We start from the raw sequence: 19,306 nt of genomic DNA, 5'->3' as shown, positions 1-19,306 counted from the left end.
GGTCAGTCGGAGACCGCGGCGGCCAGCAGTTCCACGAAGCCGACGTCCTCCCGCGCGACGCCGAAGACCTCGGCGCGCAACAGGGTCCGCTCGGCCCAGGCGCGGTGCGGCTTCACCTCGTTCATCTTGTTCGTGTACGCCGACCGCAGCACGCCCCCGCCGCCGCGCTCGGGCCGCAAGATGTCCGCCGCGTCGCTGAACTCCTCGTGGCTGACCACCGACAGCGCGTGCACGGGCAGGACGTGGGAGGGGTGGATGCAGGTCTTGCCGAGCAGCCCGTTGGCGTGGTCCAGGGAGATCTCCCGCAGCAGCCCGTCCATCGCGTGCTCGATCAGCTTCTCGCGCAGCTCGACCGCCTGCACCTCCATGAAGGGGCTCTGCCTCAACTGTGGCTTGAACATGCGCTCCTGCACCCGGAAGTACTCCCACACCGGCCCGGTCACCGTGAACCCGGTGCCGTCGGCCCGCCCCAGCATGTTCACCACGTCGGCGATCACGGAGGCGACGACCTGGAGGTCGTAGGCCGTCATGTCGGAGGCCCTGCGCAGCCCGTAGGAGGAGCAGAAGTCCGTCACGCCGAGGCGCAGCGCGAGCACTCTGTCGCGGTACTTGTCGACCGCGCGGAAGATGCCCTCCAGGGTCTCCACCCGCGACTCCCGGTAGAGCAGCTCGGGCGATTCGAGGACCGGCATGGCGAACAGCCGCCGTCCGCTCTCCGCCTCGGCGGCCTCCGCCGCCTCCAGGAACGGGATGCCCCGCTCCGCGGTGAACTTCGGCAGCACGAACCCGGACAGCAGCCGCACCGCGGGACCGAGGCGCCGCACCAGGTCGGGTATCTGCTCGGGGACGCGGACCCGGACGAACAGCAGCGGGAGCTCCGCGGAGCCGGGCGCCTGCGGGAGCGCGGCCAGCTCGGCGAACTGCCGGACCAGGTTCTCCTCGCCGTGTTCCACCTCGGCGTCGTCGATCGAGTCCTCCAGGCACAGCACCATCGAGACCACGCCACGCCCGGCCTGCTTGACGATGTCGCCGGCGAGCCGCGGCCGGGTGGCCGGGCTGTAGAGCGTGGCGCCCAGGGCCGCGGAGAGCGTCCGGGCCGGGGAGTCGGCGGTGAACTCGCACGGCTGCCGGTGGAACAGACGCTGCCGCACCTCGGCGGCGAGATGCCCGAAATGACGCATGAAGCTCCCCCCGTGGCGCATCGAGCGGCCTGCGAAGACTGTCAAAAGGTGGCCGGTAATAGTACGTACGAATCCATGTCGGAAGTTCCCGCGGGGCATGAATTTCAAGTAACCCGGCCGTGTCCATGCCCCGCGTTGTCGTGACCAGGACGGAGAAGGCAGGATGACCGCATGACGCACGCGATGCTGAAGGGGTCGAACGTCCCGCTGGACGCCACCACGGTGCGGGCCGTGGTGCGTTGGACACCCGGACAGGGGATCCCGGACGTCGACGCCTCGGCGCTGCTCCTGGGCCCCGGCGGCCGTGTGCGCTCCGACGAGGACTTCGTCTTCTACAACCAGCCGCGGCATCCGTCCGGGAAGGTCTGGCGGCTGGGCAAGAAGCGGGTCGCCGAGGGCCTGACGGACACGGTCCAGACGGATCTCGCCGGGCTCGATCCGGATGTGGCCCGGATTCTGCTGGTCGCCTCGGCGGACGGCGCCACCTTCGACGTCGTACGGGGACTGCGCATCCTGCTGTACGACGCGACGGCCGCCGTTGAGGAGCCGCTGGCCCACTTCGACATCAAACCGGAGACGGGCGAGGAGACCGCACTGATCTGCGGTGAGCTGTACCGGCGGGGCGAGGCCTGGAAGTTCCGCGCGCTCGGCGAGGGCTACTCGAACGGTCTGAAGGGCCTCGCCACGGACTTCGGTATCTCGGTGGACGAGTCGGAGGAGGCGCAGGGCTTGCAGGGCCTGCAGGGCGCGGCTCCGGCCGCGCAGCCGCTGCCGCCGGAGCAGCCCGTGCCGGTGCCCTCGGCGGCTCAGGCTCAGCCGGCGTACGGGTATCCGCAGCCGGCGTACGGCTACCCGCAGCAGCCGGTGGCGGCCACGGCCCCGTCGGGGTACGGATATCCCCCGCCGGTGGCGGCCGTGCCCGACCCGGAGTTCCGGCTGCCGCCGCAAGGGCCGCAGTTCGTCGGGCGGTAGGGCGGGACGGCCGAGGGGCGGCTCGTGCTACCGCTCCGTCTTGGACTTGTAGCCCCGGCCCCACTGAAGGCCCCAGCCGTACAGGCGGTCCAGTTCCGACTGGAAGCCGTAGACGAACTTGACCTCGCGGCGGACGACCAGTTCGCCCTTGACGTTCTCGATCAGGACCACCGCGCACGAGCGCGCCTGCGGGTGGCGCTCGTCGAGGCCGATCTCGATGCGCGGGCCGTTGCTCGGGTACATCGTGACGATCGCGTGGGTGCGGTCGAAGGCCGGTGTCCGGTCGTAGATGTAGACGAAGACCAGCAGCCGTCTGATCTCGTCACGGTGGTCGAGGTTGATGTACATGGTCTCGCCGGACGCGGACCCGAACCGGTCGTCGCCGCTGAGCTTGACGTACGGCGGTGCGTTCACGTCGCCGAGGAAGCCGCCGAGGGGCTGGACGACGCCCTTGGTGCCGTCGGACAGCTCGTACATGCAGCCGAGGTCGAGGTCGACGTTGACCATGCTCTGGCTGTGCCCGAGCACCTCCGGCGGCTTGAGCGCCTTGAGGGGGTGCCGCAGCAGGCTCTGCCGGGCCGGACCGCCGAAGTCGGAGGTGCGCATCCGCCAGGTCAGGTTGACGCGCAGATGCCCGGTGGCCGCGCCCTGCTTGGTCAGCGACACCTGGTGGTGCCGCTTGGTCAGCTCGATCGCGTTGGACGAGGCGCTGCCCGAGTCGAAGTCGGCCGCGCGTCCTCCCAGCAGACCGTCGAAGAAGCCCATGTCCCTTTCCGCCCCCAGTTCACACACCGGACCCACGCGACGGGGCGGCCGACGAGGACCGGTTCGACCCGGTCCTCGTCGGCCGCCCCGCACAAGAGCGTTCCCTCACCCGGAGGGCTGTCACACCCCTGAGGAGACCTCGCTCTGCGCGTCCGCCCCCGCGGCGCTCGTCTCGGCCGCCACCAGGGCGCGGTTGCGGCGCACCGAGGACCAGAAGGACCAGGCGATCAGGACCACGCCGACCAGGCCGGTGATCACCTCGTTGATCTCGTACTGGATGGTGACCATGAGGATCACGGCCAGCGCGCCGATCGCGTAGTGCGCGCCGTGCTCCAGGTAGACGTAGTCGTCGAGGGTTCCCTGGCGGACCAGGTAGACCGTGAGCGAGCGGACGTACATGGCGCCGATGCCGAGGCCGAGGGCCATCAGGACGATGTCGTTGGTGACGGCGAAGGCGCCGATGACGCCGTCGAAGGAGAAGGACGCGTCGAGCACCTCGAGGTAGAGGAACATGAAGAACGCGGCCTTGCCGGCCAGAGCGACCGCCGAGCGCTTCCTGCCGGTGCGCGCGGCCTCTTCCTCCTCCTCGTGCTCGCGTTCCTCCTCTTCCTCGAGTTTGTCCTCGAAGTAGCCGGACAGACCGCCGACGACCATGTACGTGATCAGACCGGCGATGCCGGCGATCAGCACCGTCTGCGCCTTGTCGACATGCGCGCCGCCGTGCTGGTGGGCGTTGGCGGCGAAGGTGAAGGAGGCGATGAGCAGCACGACCAGGGCGATGCAGACCGACAGCATGTCGATCTTGCCGAGCTTGGCGAGGGGCCGCTCGATCCAGTGCAGCCACTTGATGTCCCGGTCCTCGAAGATGAAGTCCAGGAAGATCATCAGCAGGAACATGCCACCGAACGCGGCGATCGCCGGGTGGGCGTCCGTGACCAGCTCCTGGTAGCGGTCCTTGTTGTTGAGCGCGAGGTCGACGGCCTCGACGGGGCCCATCTTGGCGCTGATGGCGACGATCACGACCGGGAAGACCAGCCGCATGCCGAACACCGCGATCAGGATGCCGATCGTGAGGAAGATCTTCTGCCAGAAGGCGTTCATCTTCTTCAGGATTCCGGCGTTGACGACTGCGTTGTCGAAGGACAGCGAGATCTCGAGGATGGACAGGATCGCCACGATCCCGAAGGCGGTCCACCCCCCGTACAAGACCGCCGCGGCCAGGCCTAGCGCGGTCACCGCGAACGACCAGCCGAAGGTTTTCAGAAGCACTGGCTACCCAATCCGTATCCGGTACGGGTCTCCCCCGCGCCGCACTTGGCTTTACGAAACGTTGACCCCAAAGTCTAGAGCGATCCCGCGCAGTCCCGACGCGTACCCCTGTCCCACGGCGCGGAACTTCCATTCGCCCCGGTAACGGTAGAGCTCGCCGAAGATCATGGCGGTTTCCGTGCCGGCGTCCTCGCTCAGGTCGTACCGGGCGAGTTCCGTGCCGTCGGCCTGGTTGACGACGCGGATGTAGGCGTTGGAGACCTGCCCGAAGGTCTGGCCGCGCTCGTCGGCCATGTGGATGGAGACCGGGAAGACGATCTTCTCGCACCGCGACGGCACTCTGGTGAGGTCCACCAGGATCGTCTCGTCGTCGCCCTCGCCCTCACCGGTGAGGTTGTCGCCGGTGTGCTCCACCGAGCCGTCCGGGCTCGTGAGCTGGTTGTAGAACACGAACCACTCGTCCCCCAGCACCCGGTTGGCGCCGGTGCACAGCAGCGCGCTGGCGTCGAGGTCGAAGGGGGCTCCGGTGGTGGAGCGTTCCTCCCAGCCGAGTCCGACCATGACGTTGGTCAGGTTCGGTGCGACCTTGGAGAGGGAGACGTTGCCTCCCTTGGCGAGCGTGACGCCCATGATACTGGTCCTCCCCGAGGTGGTGCCTGTCTGGTTGTCCTGCGCGTCCGGCGCCGCGCTGAAACGCGCGACGCCGGACTGGTCGGGATTGGTGCGAGGCCGTGCGGACCTGGGCTCAGACGTTCACGCCGAAGTCCTGGGCGATGCCGCGCAGACCCGAGGCGTAGCCCTGGCCGATGGCGCGGAACTTCCACTCCGCGCCGTGGCGGTACAGCTCGCCGAAGACCATGGCCGTCTCGGTGGAGGCGTCCTCCGACAGGTCGTAGCGGGCGATCTCGGCACCGCCGGCCTGGTTCACCACGCGGATGTACGCGTTGCGGACCTGTCCGAAGGACTGCTGCCGGTTCTCGGCGTCGTAGATCGAGACCGGGAAGACGATCTTGTCGACGTCGGCCGGGACGCCGGCGAGGTCGACCTTGATCGTCTCGTCGTCGCCCTCGCCCTCACCGGTGAGGTTGTCACCGGTGTGCTCCACCGAGCCGTCCGGGCTCTTGAGGTTGTTGAAGAAGACGAAGTGCTGGTCGCTGGCCACCTTGCCGGAGTTGTTCAGCAGCAGCGCGCTGGCGTCGAGGTCGAAGTCGCTGCCGGTCGTGGTGCGGGCGTCCCAGCCCAGACCGACGAGGACCGCGGTCAGGCCCGGGGCCTCCTTCGTCAGCGATACGTTGCCGCCCTTGCTGAGGCTGACTCCCACGAGTCCTCCATTGTTGTCCGGGGGCGGGGAGCCCCGTCGTGCATCGGATATGGGATCAACGACTCGATCCTAGTGACGGGTTCCCGCGCCACGCAGGCCCTGGAGCCGAAGAATCACCGGTGTCGGGGGCACCGGGTCACAGGGTGCCGAGCGCCTTCACGTAGTCGTTCAGGTCGCGCGCGTCCGGCAGGTCGTTGACCACGGTCCAGCGCACGACGCCCTCCTTGTCGATGATGAAGGTGCCGCGCACCGCGCAGCCCTTGCCCTCGTCGAAGACGCCGTAGGCGCGCGAAGTGTTGCCGTGCGGCCAGAAATCGCTCAGCAGCGGGTACTCCAGGCCCTCCTGCTCGCCGAAGACGCGCAGGGTGTGGATGGAGTCGTTGGAGACGGCGAGCAGCTGGGTGTCGTCGTTGACGAACTTCGGCAGGTTGTCGCGCAGGGCGCACAGCTCGCCGGTGCACACTCCGGTGAAGGCGAACGGGTAGAAGAGCAGCACCACGTTCTTCTCACCGCGGAAGTCGGACAGCCTCACGGTCCGGCCGTGGTTGTCCTTGAGCTCGAAGTCGGGCGCCTTGTCGCCGGCCTGGATCGCCATCGTCGTGCTTCCCTTCGGTGGGACTGTTCGGGTGATGCCACCCTACGCAGTGATCACCGCAGGCCGACGGACGGGCCGACACGAGTCGGCCCGTCCGGTGTCCGGGGACGAGGGGGAGCTACTTCTTGGACTTGGCTGCCTTGGGCGTCGCGAGGCGGCTGCCGCTCCAGTCCTTGCCGACGCTGACGCTCTTGCTCGCCGACAGACCCGCCGTGGTCGCGGATTCCGAGATGTCGCTCGGCTCCACGTAGCCGGCACGGCCGGTCTTCGGCGTGAGGAGCAGGATCGCGCCACCCTCTTCGATGTACGTGGTGGCGTCCACCAGCGCATCCGTCAGGTCGCCGTCGTCGTCGCGGAACCACAGCACCACGGCGTCGGCTACGTCGTCGTAGTCCTCGTCCACGAGTTCGCTGCCGATCGCTTCCTCGATGGCCTCGCGGAGGTCCTGGTCGACGTCGTCGTCGTAGCCGATCTCCTGGACCACCTGCCCGGGCTGGAATCCCAGCCTGGCGGCCGGGTTAGTCCGCTCCTCCGCGTGGTCCGCGGTCGCGCTCACGGGTTGCCTCCTGATGATGTTGCGATTTAGGTCTTCAGCCTCGCGCGTGCGCGAAGCATTGGCCGTAGTCCACACGGGCGGGCCGGATCGCGCAAGTACCCGGCGGTCCAGACCGCCGAAACGGTGACGATCCCGGCTGTGTCGCCGCAACTCCTGACACGGTATCGCGATCAGCGGTGACACACACCACACCGTTCTGTCCGGTTCGCACGTTTGGGAGCCGGGGCCCGGGCAGGGGATGCCGGAGAAGACTCCCGGGGTTACCCCGCGGTAGAGATGACGTGCGGCTGGCGCGAGGTACACGATGGGGAACGGTGCAGGCACAGGCAGACAAACCTACAGGAACCCAGGAAACCCAAAGAACCAACCCAGATACGCCCCAGATATGTCAGCCCTCTGACAGGTAAGGAACAGCGTGGCTTCCGGATCCGATCGAAACCCGATCATCATTGGCGGCCTCCCGAGTCAGGTTCCTGACTTCGATCCCGAGGAGACCCAGGAGTGGCTCGACTCGCTCGACGCCGCGGTCGACGAGCGGGGCCGGGAGCGGGCCCGCTACCTCATGCTCCGGCTGATCGAGCGCGCCCGCGAGAAGCGCGTGGCCGTGCCCGAGATGCGCAGCACGGACTACGTCAACACGATCCCCACCAAGAGCGAGCCGTTCTTCCCCGGCAACGAGGAGATCGAGCGCAGGATCCTCAACGCCACGCGCTGGAACGCCGCGGTGATGGTCTCCCGCGCCCAGCGGCCGGGCATCGGCGTCGGCGGCCACATCGCCACCTTCGCCTCCTCCGCCTCCCTCTACGACGTCGGCTTCAACCACTTCTTCCGCGGCAAGGACGACGGCCGGGGCGGCGACCAGGTCTTCTTCCAGGGGCACGCCTCACCGGGCATCTACGCGCGCGCGTACCTGCTGGACCGGCTCACCGAACAGCACCTGGACGGCTTCCGTCAGGAGAAGTCCAAGTCTCCGTACGGCCTGTCCAGCTATCCGCACCCGCGCTCGATGCCGGACTTCTGGGAGTTCCCGACGGTCTCCATGGGCCTCGGCCCGATCGGCGCGATCTTCCAGGCCCGGATGAACCGGTACATGCACGCGCGCGGGATCGCGGACACCTCCGACTCCCACGTGTGGGCCTTCCTCGGCGACGGCGAGATGGACGAGCCGGAGTCGCTCGGCCAGTTGTCCATCGCCGCCCGTGAGGGCCTGGACAACCTGACCTTCGTGGTCAACTGCAACCTCCAGCGCCTGGACGGCCCGGTGCGCGGCAACGGCAAGATCATCCAGGAGCTGGAGTCGGTCTTCCGCGGCGCCGGCTGGAACGTGATCAAGCTCATCTGGGACCGCTCCTGGGACCCGCTGCTGGCCCAGGACCGCGACGGCGTGCTGGTGAACAAGATGAACACCACGCCGGACGGCCAGTTCCAGACCTACGCCACCGAGTCCGGCGCCTACATCCGCGAGCACTTCTTCGGCGACGACCACCGGCTGCGCAAGATGGTCGAGAGCATGACCGACCACCAGATCCTGATGCTCGGCCGCGGCGGCCACGACCACCGCAAGATCTACGCGGCCTACAAGGCGGCGCTGGAGCACAAGGGCCAGCCGACGGTCATCCTGGCCAAGACGATCAAGGGCTGGACCCTCGGCCCGAACTTCGAGGGCCGCAACGCCACGCACCAGATGAAGAAGCTCACGGTCGACGACCTCAAGCGCTTCCGCGACCGGCTGCACCTGCCGATCTCCGACAAGGAGCTGGAGTCCGGCCCCCCGCCGTACTACCACCCGGGCCGGGACACCGAGGAGATGCAGTACATGCACGACCGCCGCAAGGGCTGCGGCGGCTACGTGCCGACCCGGATCGTGCGCTCCGAGCCGCTCCGGCTGCCGGGCGACAGGGCGTACGCGTCCGTGAAGAAGGGCTCGGGCCAGCAGTCCATCGCGACCACCATGGCCTTCGTCCGGCTGCTGAAGGACCTCATGCGGGACAAGGAGATCGGCAGGCGGTTCGTGCTGATCGCGCCGGACGAGTACCGCACGTTCGGCATGGACTCCTTCTTCCCGAGTGCGAAGATCTACAACCCGCTCGGCCAGCAGTACGAGTCCGTCGACCGCGACCTGCTGCTCGCCTACAAGGAGTCGCCGACCGGGCAGATGCTGCACGACGGCATCTCCGAGGCGGGCTGCACGGCCTCGCTGATCGCGGCGGGCTCGGCCTACGCCACCCACGGCGAGCCGCTGATCCCGGTGTACGTCTTCTACTCGATGTTCGGTTTCCAGCGCACCGGCGACCAGTTCTGGCAGATGGCCGACCAGTTGGCGCGCGGTTTCGTCCTGGGCGCGACCGCCGGCCGTACGACCCTGACCGGTGAGGGTCTGCAGCACGCCGACGGCCACTCCCAGCTGCTGGCCTCCACCAACCCGGCGTGCGTGGCCTACGACCCGGCGTACGGGTACGAGATCGCGCACATCGTGCAGGACGGCCTGCGCCGCATGTACGGCGGCGACGAGCAGCACCCGCACGGCGAGGACGTCTTCTACTACCTCACCGTCTACAACGAGCCGATCCAGCAGCCGGCCGAGCCGGCGGACGTGGACGTCGAGGGCATCCTCAAGGGCCTGCACCGGCTCGGCGAGGGCACGGCGGGCGACATCCCGGCGCAGATCATGGCGTCGGGCGTGGCGGTCCCTTGGGCCCTGGAGGCGCAGCGGATCCTCGCCGAGGAGTGGAACGTCCGGGCCGGCGTCTGGTCGGCGACCTCCTGGAACGAGCTGCGGCGCGAGGCCGTGGCGTGCGAGGAGTACAACCTGCTGCACCCGGAGGAGGAGCAGCGGGTGCCGTGGGTGACGCGGAGGCTGAGCGCGGCCGAGGGGCCGTTCGTGGCCGTCTCCGACTGGATGCGCTCGGTGCCGGACCAGATCGCGCGGTGGGTACCGGGGACATACCAGTCGCTGGGTGCCGACGGCTTCGGCTTCGCCGACACCCGTGGGGCGGCCCGGCGGTTCTTCCACATCGACGCCCAGTCGATCGTGCTGGCGGTGCTGACGGAGCTGGCCCGTGAGGGCAAGGTCGACCGGTCGGTGCTGAAGCAGGCCCTCGACCGCTACCGGATCCTGGAGGTGTCGGCGGCGGACCCGGGCACGGCGGGCGGCGACGCCTAGAACGGGAGCTGGAACGGGAAAAGGGCGGGTGGCGGGGCCCTGTGCCCCGCCACCCGCCCTTTCCCGTTGCAGGAGGACGCCGTCGGCCGCAGCCGCCCGCGCGCTGCACCCCTCCGGCAGCGCGCCGCAGCCGCTCCTCCCCGGCCCTTGCGGAGGACTTGACCCACTGTCACCTGCGGTATGCACCGGAGGCGAGGGATCTCCGGCGGAGTCACCCTGACGGGCGAACTCCGCCGGTCGGCGTCGCCCTCGGACGCGGTCGACACCCTCAGATGTGGCCGACTCCCGCGCCCGCCTCCGCGTTCTGCCCGCGCTTGGTGAGCAGCGCCACCAGGACGGCCACGGCCGCGATTCCGGCGGCCACGAGGGAGGCCAGGCTCATTCCGGAGATGAAGGTCTCGTGCGCGACGGAGGTGATCTTCGTGGCGATCATCTCGGGCGTGCCCTGCGGCACCGGCGCCGCGCCGAACTGGACCGCCTCGGAGGCCTGGTCCAGCTGGGCGGGGGTGAGCGGCGGGAGCCCCGCGTCCTTCCAGTTGCCGGCCAGGTCGTTGTTGACCGTGGAGGCCATCACGGCACCCAGCACGGCCGTACCGAGGCTGCCGCCGATCTGCATGGCGGACTGCTGGAGACCGCCGGCCACTCCGGACAGCTCCAGGGGCGCGTTGCCGACGATGACCTCGGTGGCACCGACCATGACGGGGGCGAGGCCGAGGCCGAGCAGGGCGAACCAGAGCGACATGGTGAGGCTGCTGGTGCCCGTCTCGAGCGTCGACATGCCGTACATGGCGAGCGCGGTCGCGGCCATGCCACCCGCCAGCGGGATGCGCGGGCCCACCTTGGTGATCATGAAGCCCGCGAGCGGGGAGCCGACGATCATCATGCCGGTGAGCGGGAGGAGGTGCGTACCCGCCTTGATCGGGCTCATCCCGTGCACGTTCTGGAGGTAGAAGGTGACGAAGAACAGGCCGCCCATGAACGCGATGGCCATCAGCACCATGAGGACCACGCCGGCGGACAGCGGGACCGAGCGGAACAGCGCCAGCGGGATCAGCGGCTCCTTCACCTTCGTCTCCCAGCGGGCGAAGGCGGCGAAGCCGAGCACGGACACGGCGATGAACGCCCACGTCGTGCCATCGCCCCAGCCCCAGGCCGGAGCCTTGATCAGGGCCCACACCAGGCAGAACATCGCGCCGGAGAGCAGGACGATGCCGGGGATGTCGAAGGAGCGCGGCGCGTTCTCGGCGCGGTGGTCGAGCAGGATCAGCAGGCCCAGGATCAGGGCGAGGGCGCCGACGGGCACGTTGATGAAGAACACCGACTGCCAGTTGACGTGCTCGACGAGCACACCGCCGAGGATCGGGCCGCCGGCGGTGGAGGCCCCGATGACCATGCCCCAGATGCCGATGGCCATGTTCAGCTTCTCGGCCGGGAAGGTGGCCCGCAGCAGGCCGAGCGCGGCCGGCATCAGCAGCGCGCCGAACAGCCCCTGGAAGACCCGGAAGGTGATGACCATGGCGATGCTGTTCGACAGGCCGATGGCGCCCGAAGCGGCGGCGAAGCCGGTCACGCCGATGAGGAAGGTCTGCCGGTGCCCGAAGCGGTCACCGAGCTTGCCCGTGGTGATCAGGGAGACCGCGAGGGCGAGGAAGTAGGCGTTGGTGATCCACTGCACGTCGGCGAGGGTCGCGTGCAGCTCCTTGCCGATGACGGGGTTGGCGATGGCCACGATGGTGCCGTCGAGGGCCACCATCATGACCCCTACGGCGACGGTGATCAGAGTGGCCCACGGGTGCCCGCGCAGCCCCTTGGCCGGCGTGAGGTCCGACGGGTTCGCTGAGGCGCTGTCCCCCGGCCCCGCCGTGTCGATGGTGGTCTGACTAGTCATACGTTCGAGGCTAATGACAGTCACTGACAAACGACAAACCAATTCACAAGTCGGTAACTGACATGGCACTCCCCTATAGTCTGAACAGGGGAAACGGTTCACGTTCGGGGAAGCGGTGCGGGAAAGAGGTCCGGAGAGGTCCATGGAGACGGCGGGGACCGCCGGGACGACGCCACCAACGGTGTCGCGGACGGCGGCACGGCCGGGACTGCGCGAACGCAAGAAGCGGCGCACCCGCGACGCGCTGCTGCGGGCGGCGCTGGAACTGTTCACCACCCAGGGGTACGAACGGACGACGGTCGACGAGATCGCCGAGGCCGTCGACGTCTCCCAGCGCACCTTCTTCCGCTATTTCCCCGGCAAGGAGGAGGCCGCCTTCGCCGTGCAGGAGATGGTGGAGGCGCACTTCGTCGACTCGCTGCGCGCCCGCCCGCCCGGGGAGGCTCCGCTGGAGGCGCTGCGCCGGGCGGTACTGGAGGGCTGGGACACGATCAGCGACGCCGTGGGCAGCGTCGTGCCCGTGGAGCTGTACCTGCGCATGTTCCGGGTGATCGAGTCGACACCGGTCCTGCTCGCCGAGCATCTGCGCCGCTCGGCGGAGACCGAGGAGCAGATCGCGCGGCTGCTCGCCGAGCGGGAGGGCCTCGACATGGACGCTGATCCGCGGCCGCGTCTGGCGGTGGCCGTGTTCGGCGGAGTGATGCGGGTGACGGGTCGTCAGTGGAGCACGCGCGCGGACGCCGGCCCGGAGGCCATGCGGGAACTCACCGCCGCGTACCTCGATCAGGTGGGACCCGCGCTCACCGGGAACTGGCGTACGGGCCCCCGGTCTTGAGCCGGGACATTCCACCGATCTTGAACTGCCGTACGCCTGCCCGATCTTGGACACGCTCACCGGCTGAGGTCACCGTCACACTGCTCGAAACGTGATACCTGTCACTCGGTTAACGCGAGACCGTCTCGTTCTCCTAGTGTGTCCTTCCAGTGACTTCCTTCGACACCTCCCCACAACTCAACGTCTGGCGCGCACTGCTCGCGCTGGCCGTGGTCTTCGTGATGCTGGCCACCACCGGCTGGACCGCGGTGCGCGGCCATCGCGGGACCACCGCCCTCCAGGCGTCGCTGACAGCCTGGGACCACGGCCGCCTGCACGGGCACCGGCTGCCGGACGCGGACGCCTCCCCCGCCCTGCTGCGGCGCTTCTTCGCCTCGCTCGGGGCGCAGGAGCGCGGCCGGCTCGCCCATCGCTACCCGCTCGCGGTCGGCAACATGGACGGCGCCCCGGTCGGGCTGCGCTACCAGGCCAACCGCATCGCGCTCCAGCAGGCACGCAAGGCAGAGCAGGCCCGTATGCACGACAGCCGGCTGTCACCGGCCGGGCAGCAGGACGCGGGCCGCCGTATGCAGCGCTACACCTCGCTGATGGCGAAGGACCGGCAGATCCTGGCCTTCGATCCCGAGGGCTCGGGCCGGGTCGCCGAGGTCTTCGGCGACCTGCGCGGGGCCGAGCGGGTCTCCGTCGTCGTCCCCGGCGTGGACACCGACCTGATCACCTTCCGGAAGACCTACCGCCCGTACTCGGCGCCGTACGGCATGGCGAAGTCGCTGTACGCGGCCGAGCGCAGGGCGGCTCCCTCGACCCGTACGGCCGTGATCGCCTGGGCCGACTACACCGCGCCCAGCGGGCTCGGCGTGGACGCGGCCACGGCGATGCGCGCCGAGGAGGGCTCCGTGCGGCTGAACAAGCTGCTGCGGGGGCTGCCCGGCGACTCGTCCGTCTCGCTGTTCTGCCACAGCTACGGGTCGGTGGTGTGCGGCGTCGCCGCGCGTGAGCTGCCGCAGCGGGTGTCCGACATAGCGGTGGCCGCCAGCCCCGGTATGCGCGTGCGGAGCGCCTCCCACCTGCAGACCTCCGCCCGGGTATGGGCGATGCGGGACGCCACCGACTGGATCCAGGACGTGCCCTACCTCGAACTCGGCGGCCTCGGCCACGGCGCCGACCCGGTCTCCCCGGCGTTCGGGGCACGGGTGCTGTCGGCACGGGGTGCCAAGGGCCACGCCGGCTACTTCGAGCCCGGCACCGACAGCCTGGCGAACTTCGCCGAGATCGGGGTCGGCTCCTACGACTCGGTGCGGTGCGCACATGACGACGACGGATGCCGGGCGGATTTGTCCGGTGCGACACCGGCCGGACGCGCGTAGAGACAGCAGGAACTGCGGTCTGCCTGGGGAGGGACGAAGGAGCTTGTGCCCCCTACGATGAGCCGCATGGGTGACGTGCTGGCCGGATTTCATGCTGCCTGGGAGTTCGAGTCCGATTCCGTGCTCATCCGTTACGAACGGGGGATTCGAACACCCAAGCTCTTCCAGGCCCTCGGTGCCCGCCGGATCCCGCTGGCGGCACTCGCGGGCGTGACGCTCACCGCGGGCCGACGCGGCACCGTGGTCCTGCGTGCCGAGCCCAGGCCGGGCGCCGATCCGGTGATGGACGCGGCCGACGGACAGCTCAAGGAGGGGTGCGACCCGTACCGCCTGGTGCTGCCGGCCGAGCGGGAGACGCTGGCCGAGTACTACGCCGAAGAGCTGCGCGCCCGGCTCCCCGGGACCGGACCGGCCGACCACCATCTGGTGGCGGCACCGCGGGCTCCTCTGCAGTTCAAGGCGTACGACGGGAAGGCGTCCTTCGACGGTACGGCGGTGCGGTTCCGGTGGTCGTGGACGGGGGCCTCCTCGGCCAAGTGGAAGGCAGGCGACCAGAGCTTCCCCGTCGCCGACATGGGCGGGGTGGAGTGGCGCTCGCCCGAGGTGTTCGAGGGGCATCTGCGGCTGCTGCCACGCGACCCGGGCGCAGCCGCGCTGCCGCCGCAGCCGGATCAGGATCCGGCCGCGGTGGTGTTCGGGCTCGGATACGGGCCGGTGCACGAGTCACTGCCGTTCGCCGCGGCCGTACTGGCCGCGGTGCGGGCGGCGGGCCCGGCGGCTCCGGTACCGGTGCCTGGCCCGCGCCGCGACCCCGCGGACATCGCGGAGCGGATCCGCCACCTCGGGGAACTGCATCAGGCGGGGCTGGTCACCGACGAGGAGTTCTCGCTGAAGAAGGCGGAACTCCTGGCCGAGCTGTAGGGGTGCGGCCGCGGGCGCCCACCGGGCCGCGCGCCGGGCGCGGTGACGTCCGGCTTCCGGGGGAGGCGTCCGCTGCCCGGTGACGCCCGCTTCCCAGGGGCGTCCGCTTCTCAGGGGTGTCCGGCGTCCGCGTAGAAACTGATCTTGCGGTCCAGTACCGCGAGCGTGTCCCGGAGTTCGGCGATCCGGGCCAGGACGTCCCGGCGGGTCGCCTCCAGCAGCGCGTGCCGGTCGCCGTAGGTGCTCTCGCCCTCGCGCACCAGCTCCGCGTACCTGACCATGTCGGCGACCGGCATCCCGGTCAGCCGGAGCTTGCCGACCAGGTCGAGCCAGTCCAGGTCGCGGTTGGTGTACCGGCGCCGGCCGGTGTGCGAGCGGTCGACATGGGTCATCAGGCCGATCCGCTCGTACCAGCGCAGGGTGTGGGCCGTCAGTCCGGTGAGGGCGACGACCTCGCTGATCGTGTAGCCGTCCGGTCCGTCGGGGCGCGGGTGCCGCCGGGGTGCGGCGGAGCAGAGGTCGGGGCCGGTGGGGGCTTCCTGGGTCTCCTCGATGGTCGCGGTCGTGGTCTGCGTCACCGTCATGGCCCCCACGCTATGGCCTTGGAGTGCACTCCAAGCAAGCGGAGCCCGGCAGGGCGGCGAGAAATGCGCGCGACGCGGGACGGGGGCGGTGGCTAGCGTGCGGGCATGAGTCTCGTACGACGTGCCGTGGCCGACGACGCCCCCGAATGCCTGCGGCTGCGTCAGGTGATGATCGACTCGGTGTCCGGCGCCGACTCCTCCACCGGCTGGCACACCGAGTCCCTGCCGGCCCTGAAGGCCCGGCTCGCCGAGCCGGACGGCGACTTCGCGGCGTTCGTCGTGGATCACCCGGAGCGGCCGGGGGCACTGGCCGCGCTGGTGGCCGGGACGCTGGAGTACCGGATCGGGCGGGCGGACAACCCGCACGGGCGGGTCGGATACGTCTTCAGCGTCGCCACCGATCCGGACGCCCGGCGCCGCGGGTACGCGCGCGCGTGCATGGAGTCGCTGCTGGACTGGTTCCGGGAGCGGGGTGCGGCACAGGTCGACCTCAACGCGTCCGCCGAGGCCGAGCCGCTCTACGCCGAGCTGGGCTTCGTACGCAAGCCGGACCCCTCGATGCGGCTGCGCCTGTGAGCCGCATAGGCTCGACGTCATGTCGTTGAACACCCTGGCGTCGATCGAGAACTGGCCGGTCCCCACCGCGGCGGCGGGCGTGGTCCGCGCGGACGGCACGGTCCTGGGCACGCACGGCCCGACCACGCGGCGCTTCCCGCTGGCCTCGGTCACCAAGCCGCTGGCGGCCTACGCGGTGCTCGTCGCCTACGAGGAGGGCGCGATCGAGCTGGACGAGCCCGCCGGCCCGCCCGGCGCGACCGTCCGCCACCTCCTCGCCCACACCTCGGGCCTGGCCTTCGACGAGCACCGGGTGACCTCCCGGCCCGGCGAGCGGCGGCTCTACTCCAACGCCGGCTTCGAGCAGCTCGGCGATCACGTCGCCAAGGCCACGGACATCCCGTTCGGCGAGTACCTGCGCCAGGCGGTCCTGGAGCCGCTGGGCATGACGCGGACGACCCTGGACGGCTCCCCGGCCAAGGACGCGGTCTCGACGGTCGACGACCTGCTCCGCTTCGCCGCCGAGATCCAGGCACCGCGCCTGCTGGACCCGCGCACGGTCGCCGAGGCGATGACCGTCCAGTACCCGGGCACCAAGGGCGTCCTGCCGGGCTACGGCCACCAGAACCCCAACGACTGGGGCCTCGGCTTCGAGATCCGCGACTCCAAGTCCCCCCACTGGACCGGCGGTTCCTCGTCCCCCCGCACCTTCGGCCACTTCGGCCAGTCCGGCACGTTCCTGTGGATCGACCCGGCCGCGGGCGCGGCCTGCGCGGCCCTGACCGATCGCGCCTTCGGCCCCTGGGCGATCGAGGCATGGCCACCGTTCACCGACGCGGTACTGGCGGAGCTGCGCTGACACCGGGGTTCGACCGCGGCCGGCACGGCACAGACGCCGGAACTTCCCCGGTTCGCACTCCGGTTCGCGGATTCCACCCGGAGCGTCACCGTCGAGGTGCGATGCGACGAGCCCCTGACGACGGACGAAGAGCCGTACCACGCGGCCGAGATCGTCCGGCGAAGAGCCGTACCACGCGGCCGAGATCGTCCGGCGGAGCGACTTCGTCGACGGACGGGTCCGCCTGACGGTGTCACCCGGGGACCTGGACGCGTGGGAGCGTTGCCCGGACGCCCTTCAGGACGAGGAGGGCGCCGAGTGGCCGGCCGGCGACCGCAGCGCCTGGCTGGACGTGGTCCCGGAGGACCCGCTGGAGGTGACCGTCCACGACTCACCGTCGACCCGGTTCGCGGTACGCGTACCGATCGACGCCGACTCGAACTGTCTGAAGGAGAACCGCCTGCGACTGGAGCACGTCGGAAAGGCCATCACACCGTCCTCGTAGAGGTCGCCGCCATCTCCCACATCAGCAGCTCCGCGTCCGTCAGCGCCATCGCCTCGACGTCCCTGGCGGCCGTGATGCGGGCCGCGTCTCCCGGGCCCAACTCCTCGTCGCCCAGCCGCACTTCGCCCCGTACGACATGGACGTACACGTGCGCCGCGTCCGGGATCGCCGTGCGTTCGTCCGGGCCGAGGCGGCGGACGTGGAGCATGGTGCCGGCCTCCGGGATGGCGTACGGGGTGGAGTCGGCGATGCCGTGGACCAGTTCGTAGCAGGGGGTGCCGCCGGGTTCCAGGGGGGCCAGCCAGGTCTGGACGAAGGTCAGGGGGGCGGGGCCGGCGTTGCGTTCCACGTGGTCGACGCCGCCCGCCGAGCTCAGGCGCTGGACGTCGCCGGGGCGGACCACCGTCTCGTGGCCCGTGGAGTCGCGGTGGGTCAGCTCGCCCTCGACGACCCAGGTGACGATCTCGGTATGGCTGTGCCGATGCTCGTCGAAACCGGCGCCGGGGGCCAGCCGTTCCTCGTTGCAGGCGATCATCGCGCCGAAGCGGAGGTTGTCCGGGTCGTAGTGCGGGCCGAAGGAGAAGGCGTGCCGGGAGGTGATTCCGGCGGCCGGCTCGCCGCCCTGGTAGCGCTCTGCCGCGCGCCGTACTTCCGTCGTCACGCGGACCACCGTAGTCCCCGCCCGTGAAGGGCCCCAGCAGCCCAGGCCCGACCCGGCGGCACGCACGCACGTCCGGATGAGGCAGTCTTGTCCCCGTGCCCGAACCCGAATCCCGCCAGGCCGAAGCCGCAGCCCACTCCCTCCATCCGCACGTCGCGACCCTGAAGAGACTGGAGAAGTCCTCCGGGTCCCTGGCCGCGCAGGCGATCGCACGGATGGACGAGACGCTGCCGTGGTACCGGGCGATGCCCCCGGAGAACCGTTCGTGGATCGGGCTGGTCGCCCAGGCGGGCATCGCCGCCTTCACCGAGTGGTTCCGGCACCCGGACGCGCCCCAGGCGATCTCCACCGATGTGTTCGGGACCGCGCCGCGCGAGCTGACGCGGGCGATCACGCTGCGGCAGACCGTGGAGATGGTGCGCACCACGATCGAGGTCATGGAGACGGCCATCGACGAGGTGGCGGCGCCGGGGGACGAGTCCGTGCTCCGGGAGGCGCTGCTCGTCTACGCCCGCGAGATCGCCTTCGCCACCGCGCAGGTCTACGCGCAGGCCGCCGAGGCACGCGGTGCCTGGGACGCCCGGCTGGAGTCCCTGGTCGTCAACGCGGTACTCAGCGGGGAGGCCGACGAGGGGGCCGTGTCGCGGGCCGCCGCCCTGGGCTGGAACTCCCCCGAACACGTGTGCGTGGTGCTCGGGACCGCGCCCGACGGGGATTCCGAGCTGACCGTGGAGGCCATCCGGCGGGCCGCCCGGCACGCCAAACTCCAAGTGCTCACGGGGGTACTCGGGGACCGGCTGGTCGTGATCGCGGGCGGGAGCGACAACCCGCTGGCGGTGGCCAAGTCGCTGATCGGGCCCTTCGCCGCCGGGCCGGTCGTCGCCGGGCCGGTCGTGCCGGACCTGCTGGCCGCGACCCGGTCCGCGCAGGCCGCCGCGGCCGGGCTGAAGGCGTGTTCGGCCTGGCAGGACGCGCCGCGGCCGGTACTGGCGGACGATCTGCTGCCGGAGCGCGCCATCGCCGGTGACCCGGGCGCGCGCGAGCAGTTGGTAGAGGAGATCTACAGACCGTTGGAGGAGGCCGGCTCCGCACTGCTGGAAACGCTCAGCGTCTATCTGGAACAGGCGAGCAGTCTGGAAGGCGCGGCCAGGATGCTCTTCGTTCACCCGAACACCGTGCGCTACCGGCTCCGACGTGTGACTGACGTCACCGGTTGGTCACCCTCCGATGTACGATCCGCGTTCACCCTGCGGATCGCACTGATCCTTGGGCGTCTGGCCGATGGAGATCCCCAGGCCTAGGCTTTTGTCGAGGGCCCACAAAACCCCTT

At 70.1% G+C, this 19,306-nt stretch carries 19 protein-coding genes; 9 read left to right on the top strand and 10 right to left on the bottom strand.

Going from position 1 to position 19,306, the window contains the following annotated elements; genetic code table 11:
* Positions 1 to 2: 2 nt before the first annotated feature.
* The gene (locus ACFY4A_RS01480) at positions 3 to 1,181 is read right to left on the bottom strand and encodes an HpcH/HpaI aldolase/citrate lyase family protein (protein WP_390827368.1); all 1,179 of its coding nucleotides are present in this window, start codon (positions 1,179 to 1,181) and stop codon (positions 3 to 5) included.
* A gap of 171 nt (positions 1,182 to 1,352) precedes the next feature.
* On the opposite strand from ACFY4A_RS01480, the gene ACFY4A_RS01475 reads away from it, so the two are divergent.
* A complete protein-coding gene (locus ACFY4A_RS01475) occupies positions 1,353 to 2,153 on the top strand; it encodes a TerD family protein (RefSeq protein ID WP_390827367.1) in 801 nt (266 codons plus the stop codon).
* Positions 2,154 to 2,180: 27 nt separating this feature from the next.
* Here the strand turns inward: ACFY4A_RS01475 and ACFY4A_RS01470 are convergent, their stop codons facing one another.
* The 6 genes from ACFY4A_RS01470 to ACFY4A_RS01445 form a co-directional block, all read right to left on the bottom strand.
* Entirely contained in the window at positions 2,181 to 2,918 is a 738-nt protein-coding gene (locus ACFY4A_RS01470; protein WP_390827366.1) for a Tellurium resistance, read from the bottom strand.
* Positions 2,919 to 3,038: 120 nt separating this feature from the next.
* A complete protein-coding gene (locus ACFY4A_RS01465; RefSeq protein WP_390827365.1) occupies positions 3,039 to 4,187 on the bottom strand; it encodes a DUF475 domain-containing protein in 1,149 nt (382 codons plus the stop codon).
* 51 nt (positions 4,188 to 4,238) lie between these two features.
* Positions 4,239 to 4,817: a TerD family protein gene (locus tag ACFY4A_RS01460; RefSeq protein ID WP_390827364.1), complete on the bottom strand. Its 579-nt coding sequence runs from the start codon at positions 4,815 to 4,817 to the stop codon at positions 4,239 to 4,241.
* A gap of 115 nt (positions 4,818 to 4,932) precedes the next feature.
* Entirely contained in the window at positions 4,933 to 5,508 is a 576-nt protein-coding gene (locus tag ACFY4A_RS01455; protein ID WP_390827363.1) for a TerD family protein, read from the bottom strand.
* 136 nt (positions 5,509 to 5,644) lie between these two features.
* The gene (locus tag ACFY4A_RS01450; RefSeq protein WP_390827362.1) at positions 5,645 to 6,103 is read right to left on the bottom strand and encodes a peroxiredoxin; all 459 of its coding nucleotides are present in this window, start codon (positions 6,101 to 6,103) and stop codon (positions 5,645 to 5,647) included.
* Between the two features lie 118 nt (positions 6,104 to 6,221).
* Complete coding sequence (locus tag ACFY4A_RS01445; protein WP_390827361.1) at positions 6,222 to 6,659, bottom strand: DUF3052 domain-containing protein; 438 nt, start codon at positions 6,657 to 6,659, stop codon at positions 6,222 to 6,224.
* A 415-nt stretch (positions 6,660 to 7,074) separates the two neighbouring features.
* Here ACFY4A_RS01445 and aceE point away from each other — a divergent pair, with 415 nt between their 5' ends.
* Positions 7,075 to 9,822, top strand: coding sequence for a pyruvate dehydrogenase (acetyl-transferring), homodimeric type (gene aceE, locus ACFY4A_RS01440; protein WP_390827360.1), 2,748 nt, complete (start codon positions 7,075 to 7,077; stop codon positions 9,820 to 9,822).
* 268 nt (positions 9,823 to 10,090) lie between these two features.
* Here aceE and ACFY4A_RS01435 read toward each other — a convergent pair whose 3' ends face one another.
* Positions 10,091 to 11,710, bottom strand: a complete 1,620-nt coding sequence (locus ACFY4A_RS01435; protein ID WP_390827359.1) for an MFS transporter — start codon at positions 11,708 to 11,710, stop codon at positions 10,091 to 10,093.
* A gap of 142 nt (positions 11,711 to 11,852) precedes the next feature.
* Between ACFY4A_RS01435 and ACFY4A_RS01430 the strand changes: the two genes are divergently transcribed.
* From ACFY4A_RS01430 to ACFY4A_RS01420, 3 genes are all read left to right on the top strand, one after another.
* Complete coding sequence (locus tag ACFY4A_RS01430) at positions 11,853 to 12,545, top strand: TetR family transcriptional regulator (protein WP_390827358.1); 693 nt, start codon at positions 11,853 to 11,855, stop codon at positions 12,543 to 12,545.
* Positions 12,546 to 12,694: 149 nt separating this feature from the next.
* Positions 12,695 to 13,912, top strand: coding sequence for an alpha/beta hydrolase (locus tag ACFY4A_RS01425; protein ID WP_390827357.1), 1,218 nt, complete (start codon positions 12,695 to 12,697; stop codon positions 13,910 to 13,912).
* Between the two features lie 66 nt (positions 13,913 to 13,978).
* A complete protein-coding gene (locus ACFY4A_RS01420) occupies positions 13,979 to 14,833 on the top strand; it encodes a DUF4429 domain-containing protein (protein ID WP_390827356.1) in 855 nt (284 codons plus the stop codon).
* Between the two features lie 110 nt (positions 14,834 to 14,943).
* Here ACFY4A_RS01420 and ACFY4A_RS01415 read toward each other — a convergent pair whose 3' ends face one another.
* Positions 14,944 to 15,417: a MerR family transcriptional regulator gene (locus tag ACFY4A_RS01415; protein ID WP_390827355.1), complete on the bottom strand. Its 474-nt coding sequence runs from the start codon at positions 15,415 to 15,417 to the stop codon at positions 14,944 to 14,946.
* Positions 15,418 to 15,522: 105 nt separating this feature from the next.
* Here ACFY4A_RS01415 and ACFY4A_RS01410 point away from each other — a divergent pair, with 105 nt between their 5' ends.
* From ACFY4A_RS01410 to ACFY4A_RS01400, 3 genes are all read left to right on the top strand, one after another.
* Complete coding sequence (locus tag ACFY4A_RS01410; RefSeq protein WP_390827354.1) at positions 15,523 to 15,993, top strand: GNAT family N-acetyltransferase; 471 nt, start codon at positions 15,523 to 15,525, stop codon at positions 15,991 to 15,993.
* A gap of 19 nt (positions 15,994 to 16,012) precedes the next feature.
* Entirely contained in the window at positions 16,013 to 16,831 is an 819-nt protein-coding gene (locus ACFY4A_RS01405; RefSeq protein ID WP_390827353.1) for a serine hydrolase domain-containing protein, read from the top strand.
* A 184-nt stretch (positions 16,832 to 17,015) separates the two neighbouring features.
* On the top strand, positions 17,016 to 17,315 hold the full coding sequence (locus ACFY4A_RS01400; protein WP_390827621.1) for a DUF5959 family protein: 300 nt from the start codon (positions 17,016 to 17,018) through the stop codon (positions 17,313 to 17,315).
* Here ACFY4A_RS01400 and ACFY4A_RS01395 read toward each other — a convergent pair.
* A complete protein-coding gene (locus ACFY4A_RS01395; RefSeq protein WP_390827352.1) occupies positions 17,299 to 17,976 on the bottom strand; it encodes a pirin family protein in 678 nt (225 codons plus the stop codon). The genes ACFY4A_RS01400 and ACFY4A_RS01395 overlap by 17 nt on opposite strands.
* Before the next feature lie 95 nt (positions 17,977 to 18,071).
* Here ACFY4A_RS01395 and fasR point away from each other — a divergent pair, with 95 nt between their 5' ends.
* Positions 18,072 to 19,277 carry a fatty acid biosynthesis transcriptional regulator FasR gene (gene fasR / locus ACFY4A_RS01390; protein WP_390827351.1) on the top strand — a complete coding sequence of 402 codons (1,206 nt, stop codon included), beginning with the start codon at positions 18,072 to 18,074 and terminating at the stop codon, positions 19,275 to 19,277.
* Positions 19,278 to 19,306 lie beyond the last annotated feature (29 nt).

The sequence above is a fragment of the Streptomyces sp. NPDC001292 genome, assembly GCF_042896465.1.
Lineage (GTDB): Bacteria > Actinomycetota > Actinomycetes > Streptomycetales > Streptomycetaceae > Streptomyces.
The sequence above is the reverse complement of the archived record's forward strand: the minus strand, read 5'-3'. Positions and strand labels throughout refer to the sequence as shown.

Excerpts from the sequence above, each read along its gene's own strand:
- ACFY4A_RS01480 (WP_390827368.1), bottom strand. The coding sequence starts at position 1,181 with ATGCGTCATTTCGGGCATCTCGCCGCCGAGGTGCGGCAGCGTCTGTTC.
- ACFY4A_RS01475 (WP_390827367.1), top strand. The coding sequence starts at position 1,353 with ATGACGCACGCGATGCTGAAGGGGTCGAACGTCCCGCTGGACGCCACC.
- ACFY4A_RS01470 (WP_390827366.1), bottom strand. The coding sequence starts at position 2,918 with ATGGGCTTCTTCGACGGTCTGCTGGGAGGACGCGCGGCCGACTTCGAC.
- ACFY4A_RS01460 (WP_390827364.1), bottom strand. The coding sequence starts at position 4,817 with ATGGGCGTCACGCTCGCCAAGGGAGGCAACGTCTCCCTCTCCAAGGTC.
- ACFY4A_RS01450 (WP_390827362.1), bottom strand. The coding sequence starts at position 6,103 with ATGGCGATCCAGGCCGGCGACAAGGCGCCCGACTTCGAGCTCAAGGAC.
- ACFY4A_RS01435 (WP_390827359.1), bottom strand. The coding sequence starts at position 11,710 with ATGACTAGTCAGACCACCATCGACACGGCGGGGCCGGGGGACAGCGCC.
- ACFY4A_RS01430 (WP_390827358.1), top strand. The coding sequence starts at position 11,853 with ATGGAGACGGCGGGGACCGCCGGGACGACGCCACCAACGGTGTCGCGG.
- ACFY4A_RS01420 (WP_390827356.1), top strand. The coding sequence starts at position 13,979 with ATGGGTGACGTGCTGGCCGGATTTCATGCTGCCTGGGAGTTCGAGTCC.
- ACFY4A_RS01415 (WP_390827355.1), bottom strand. The coding sequence starts at position 15,417 with ATGACGGTGACGCAGACCACGACCGCGACCATCGAGGAGACCCAGGAA.
- ACFY4A_RS01410 (WP_390827354.1), top strand. The coding sequence starts at position 15,523 with ATGAGTCTCGTACGACGTGCCGTGGCCGACGACGCCCCCGAATGCCTG.
- ACFY4A_RS01405 (WP_390827353.1), top strand. The coding sequence starts at position 16,013 with ATGTCGTTGAACACCCTGGCGTCGATCGAGAACTGGCCGGTCCCCACC.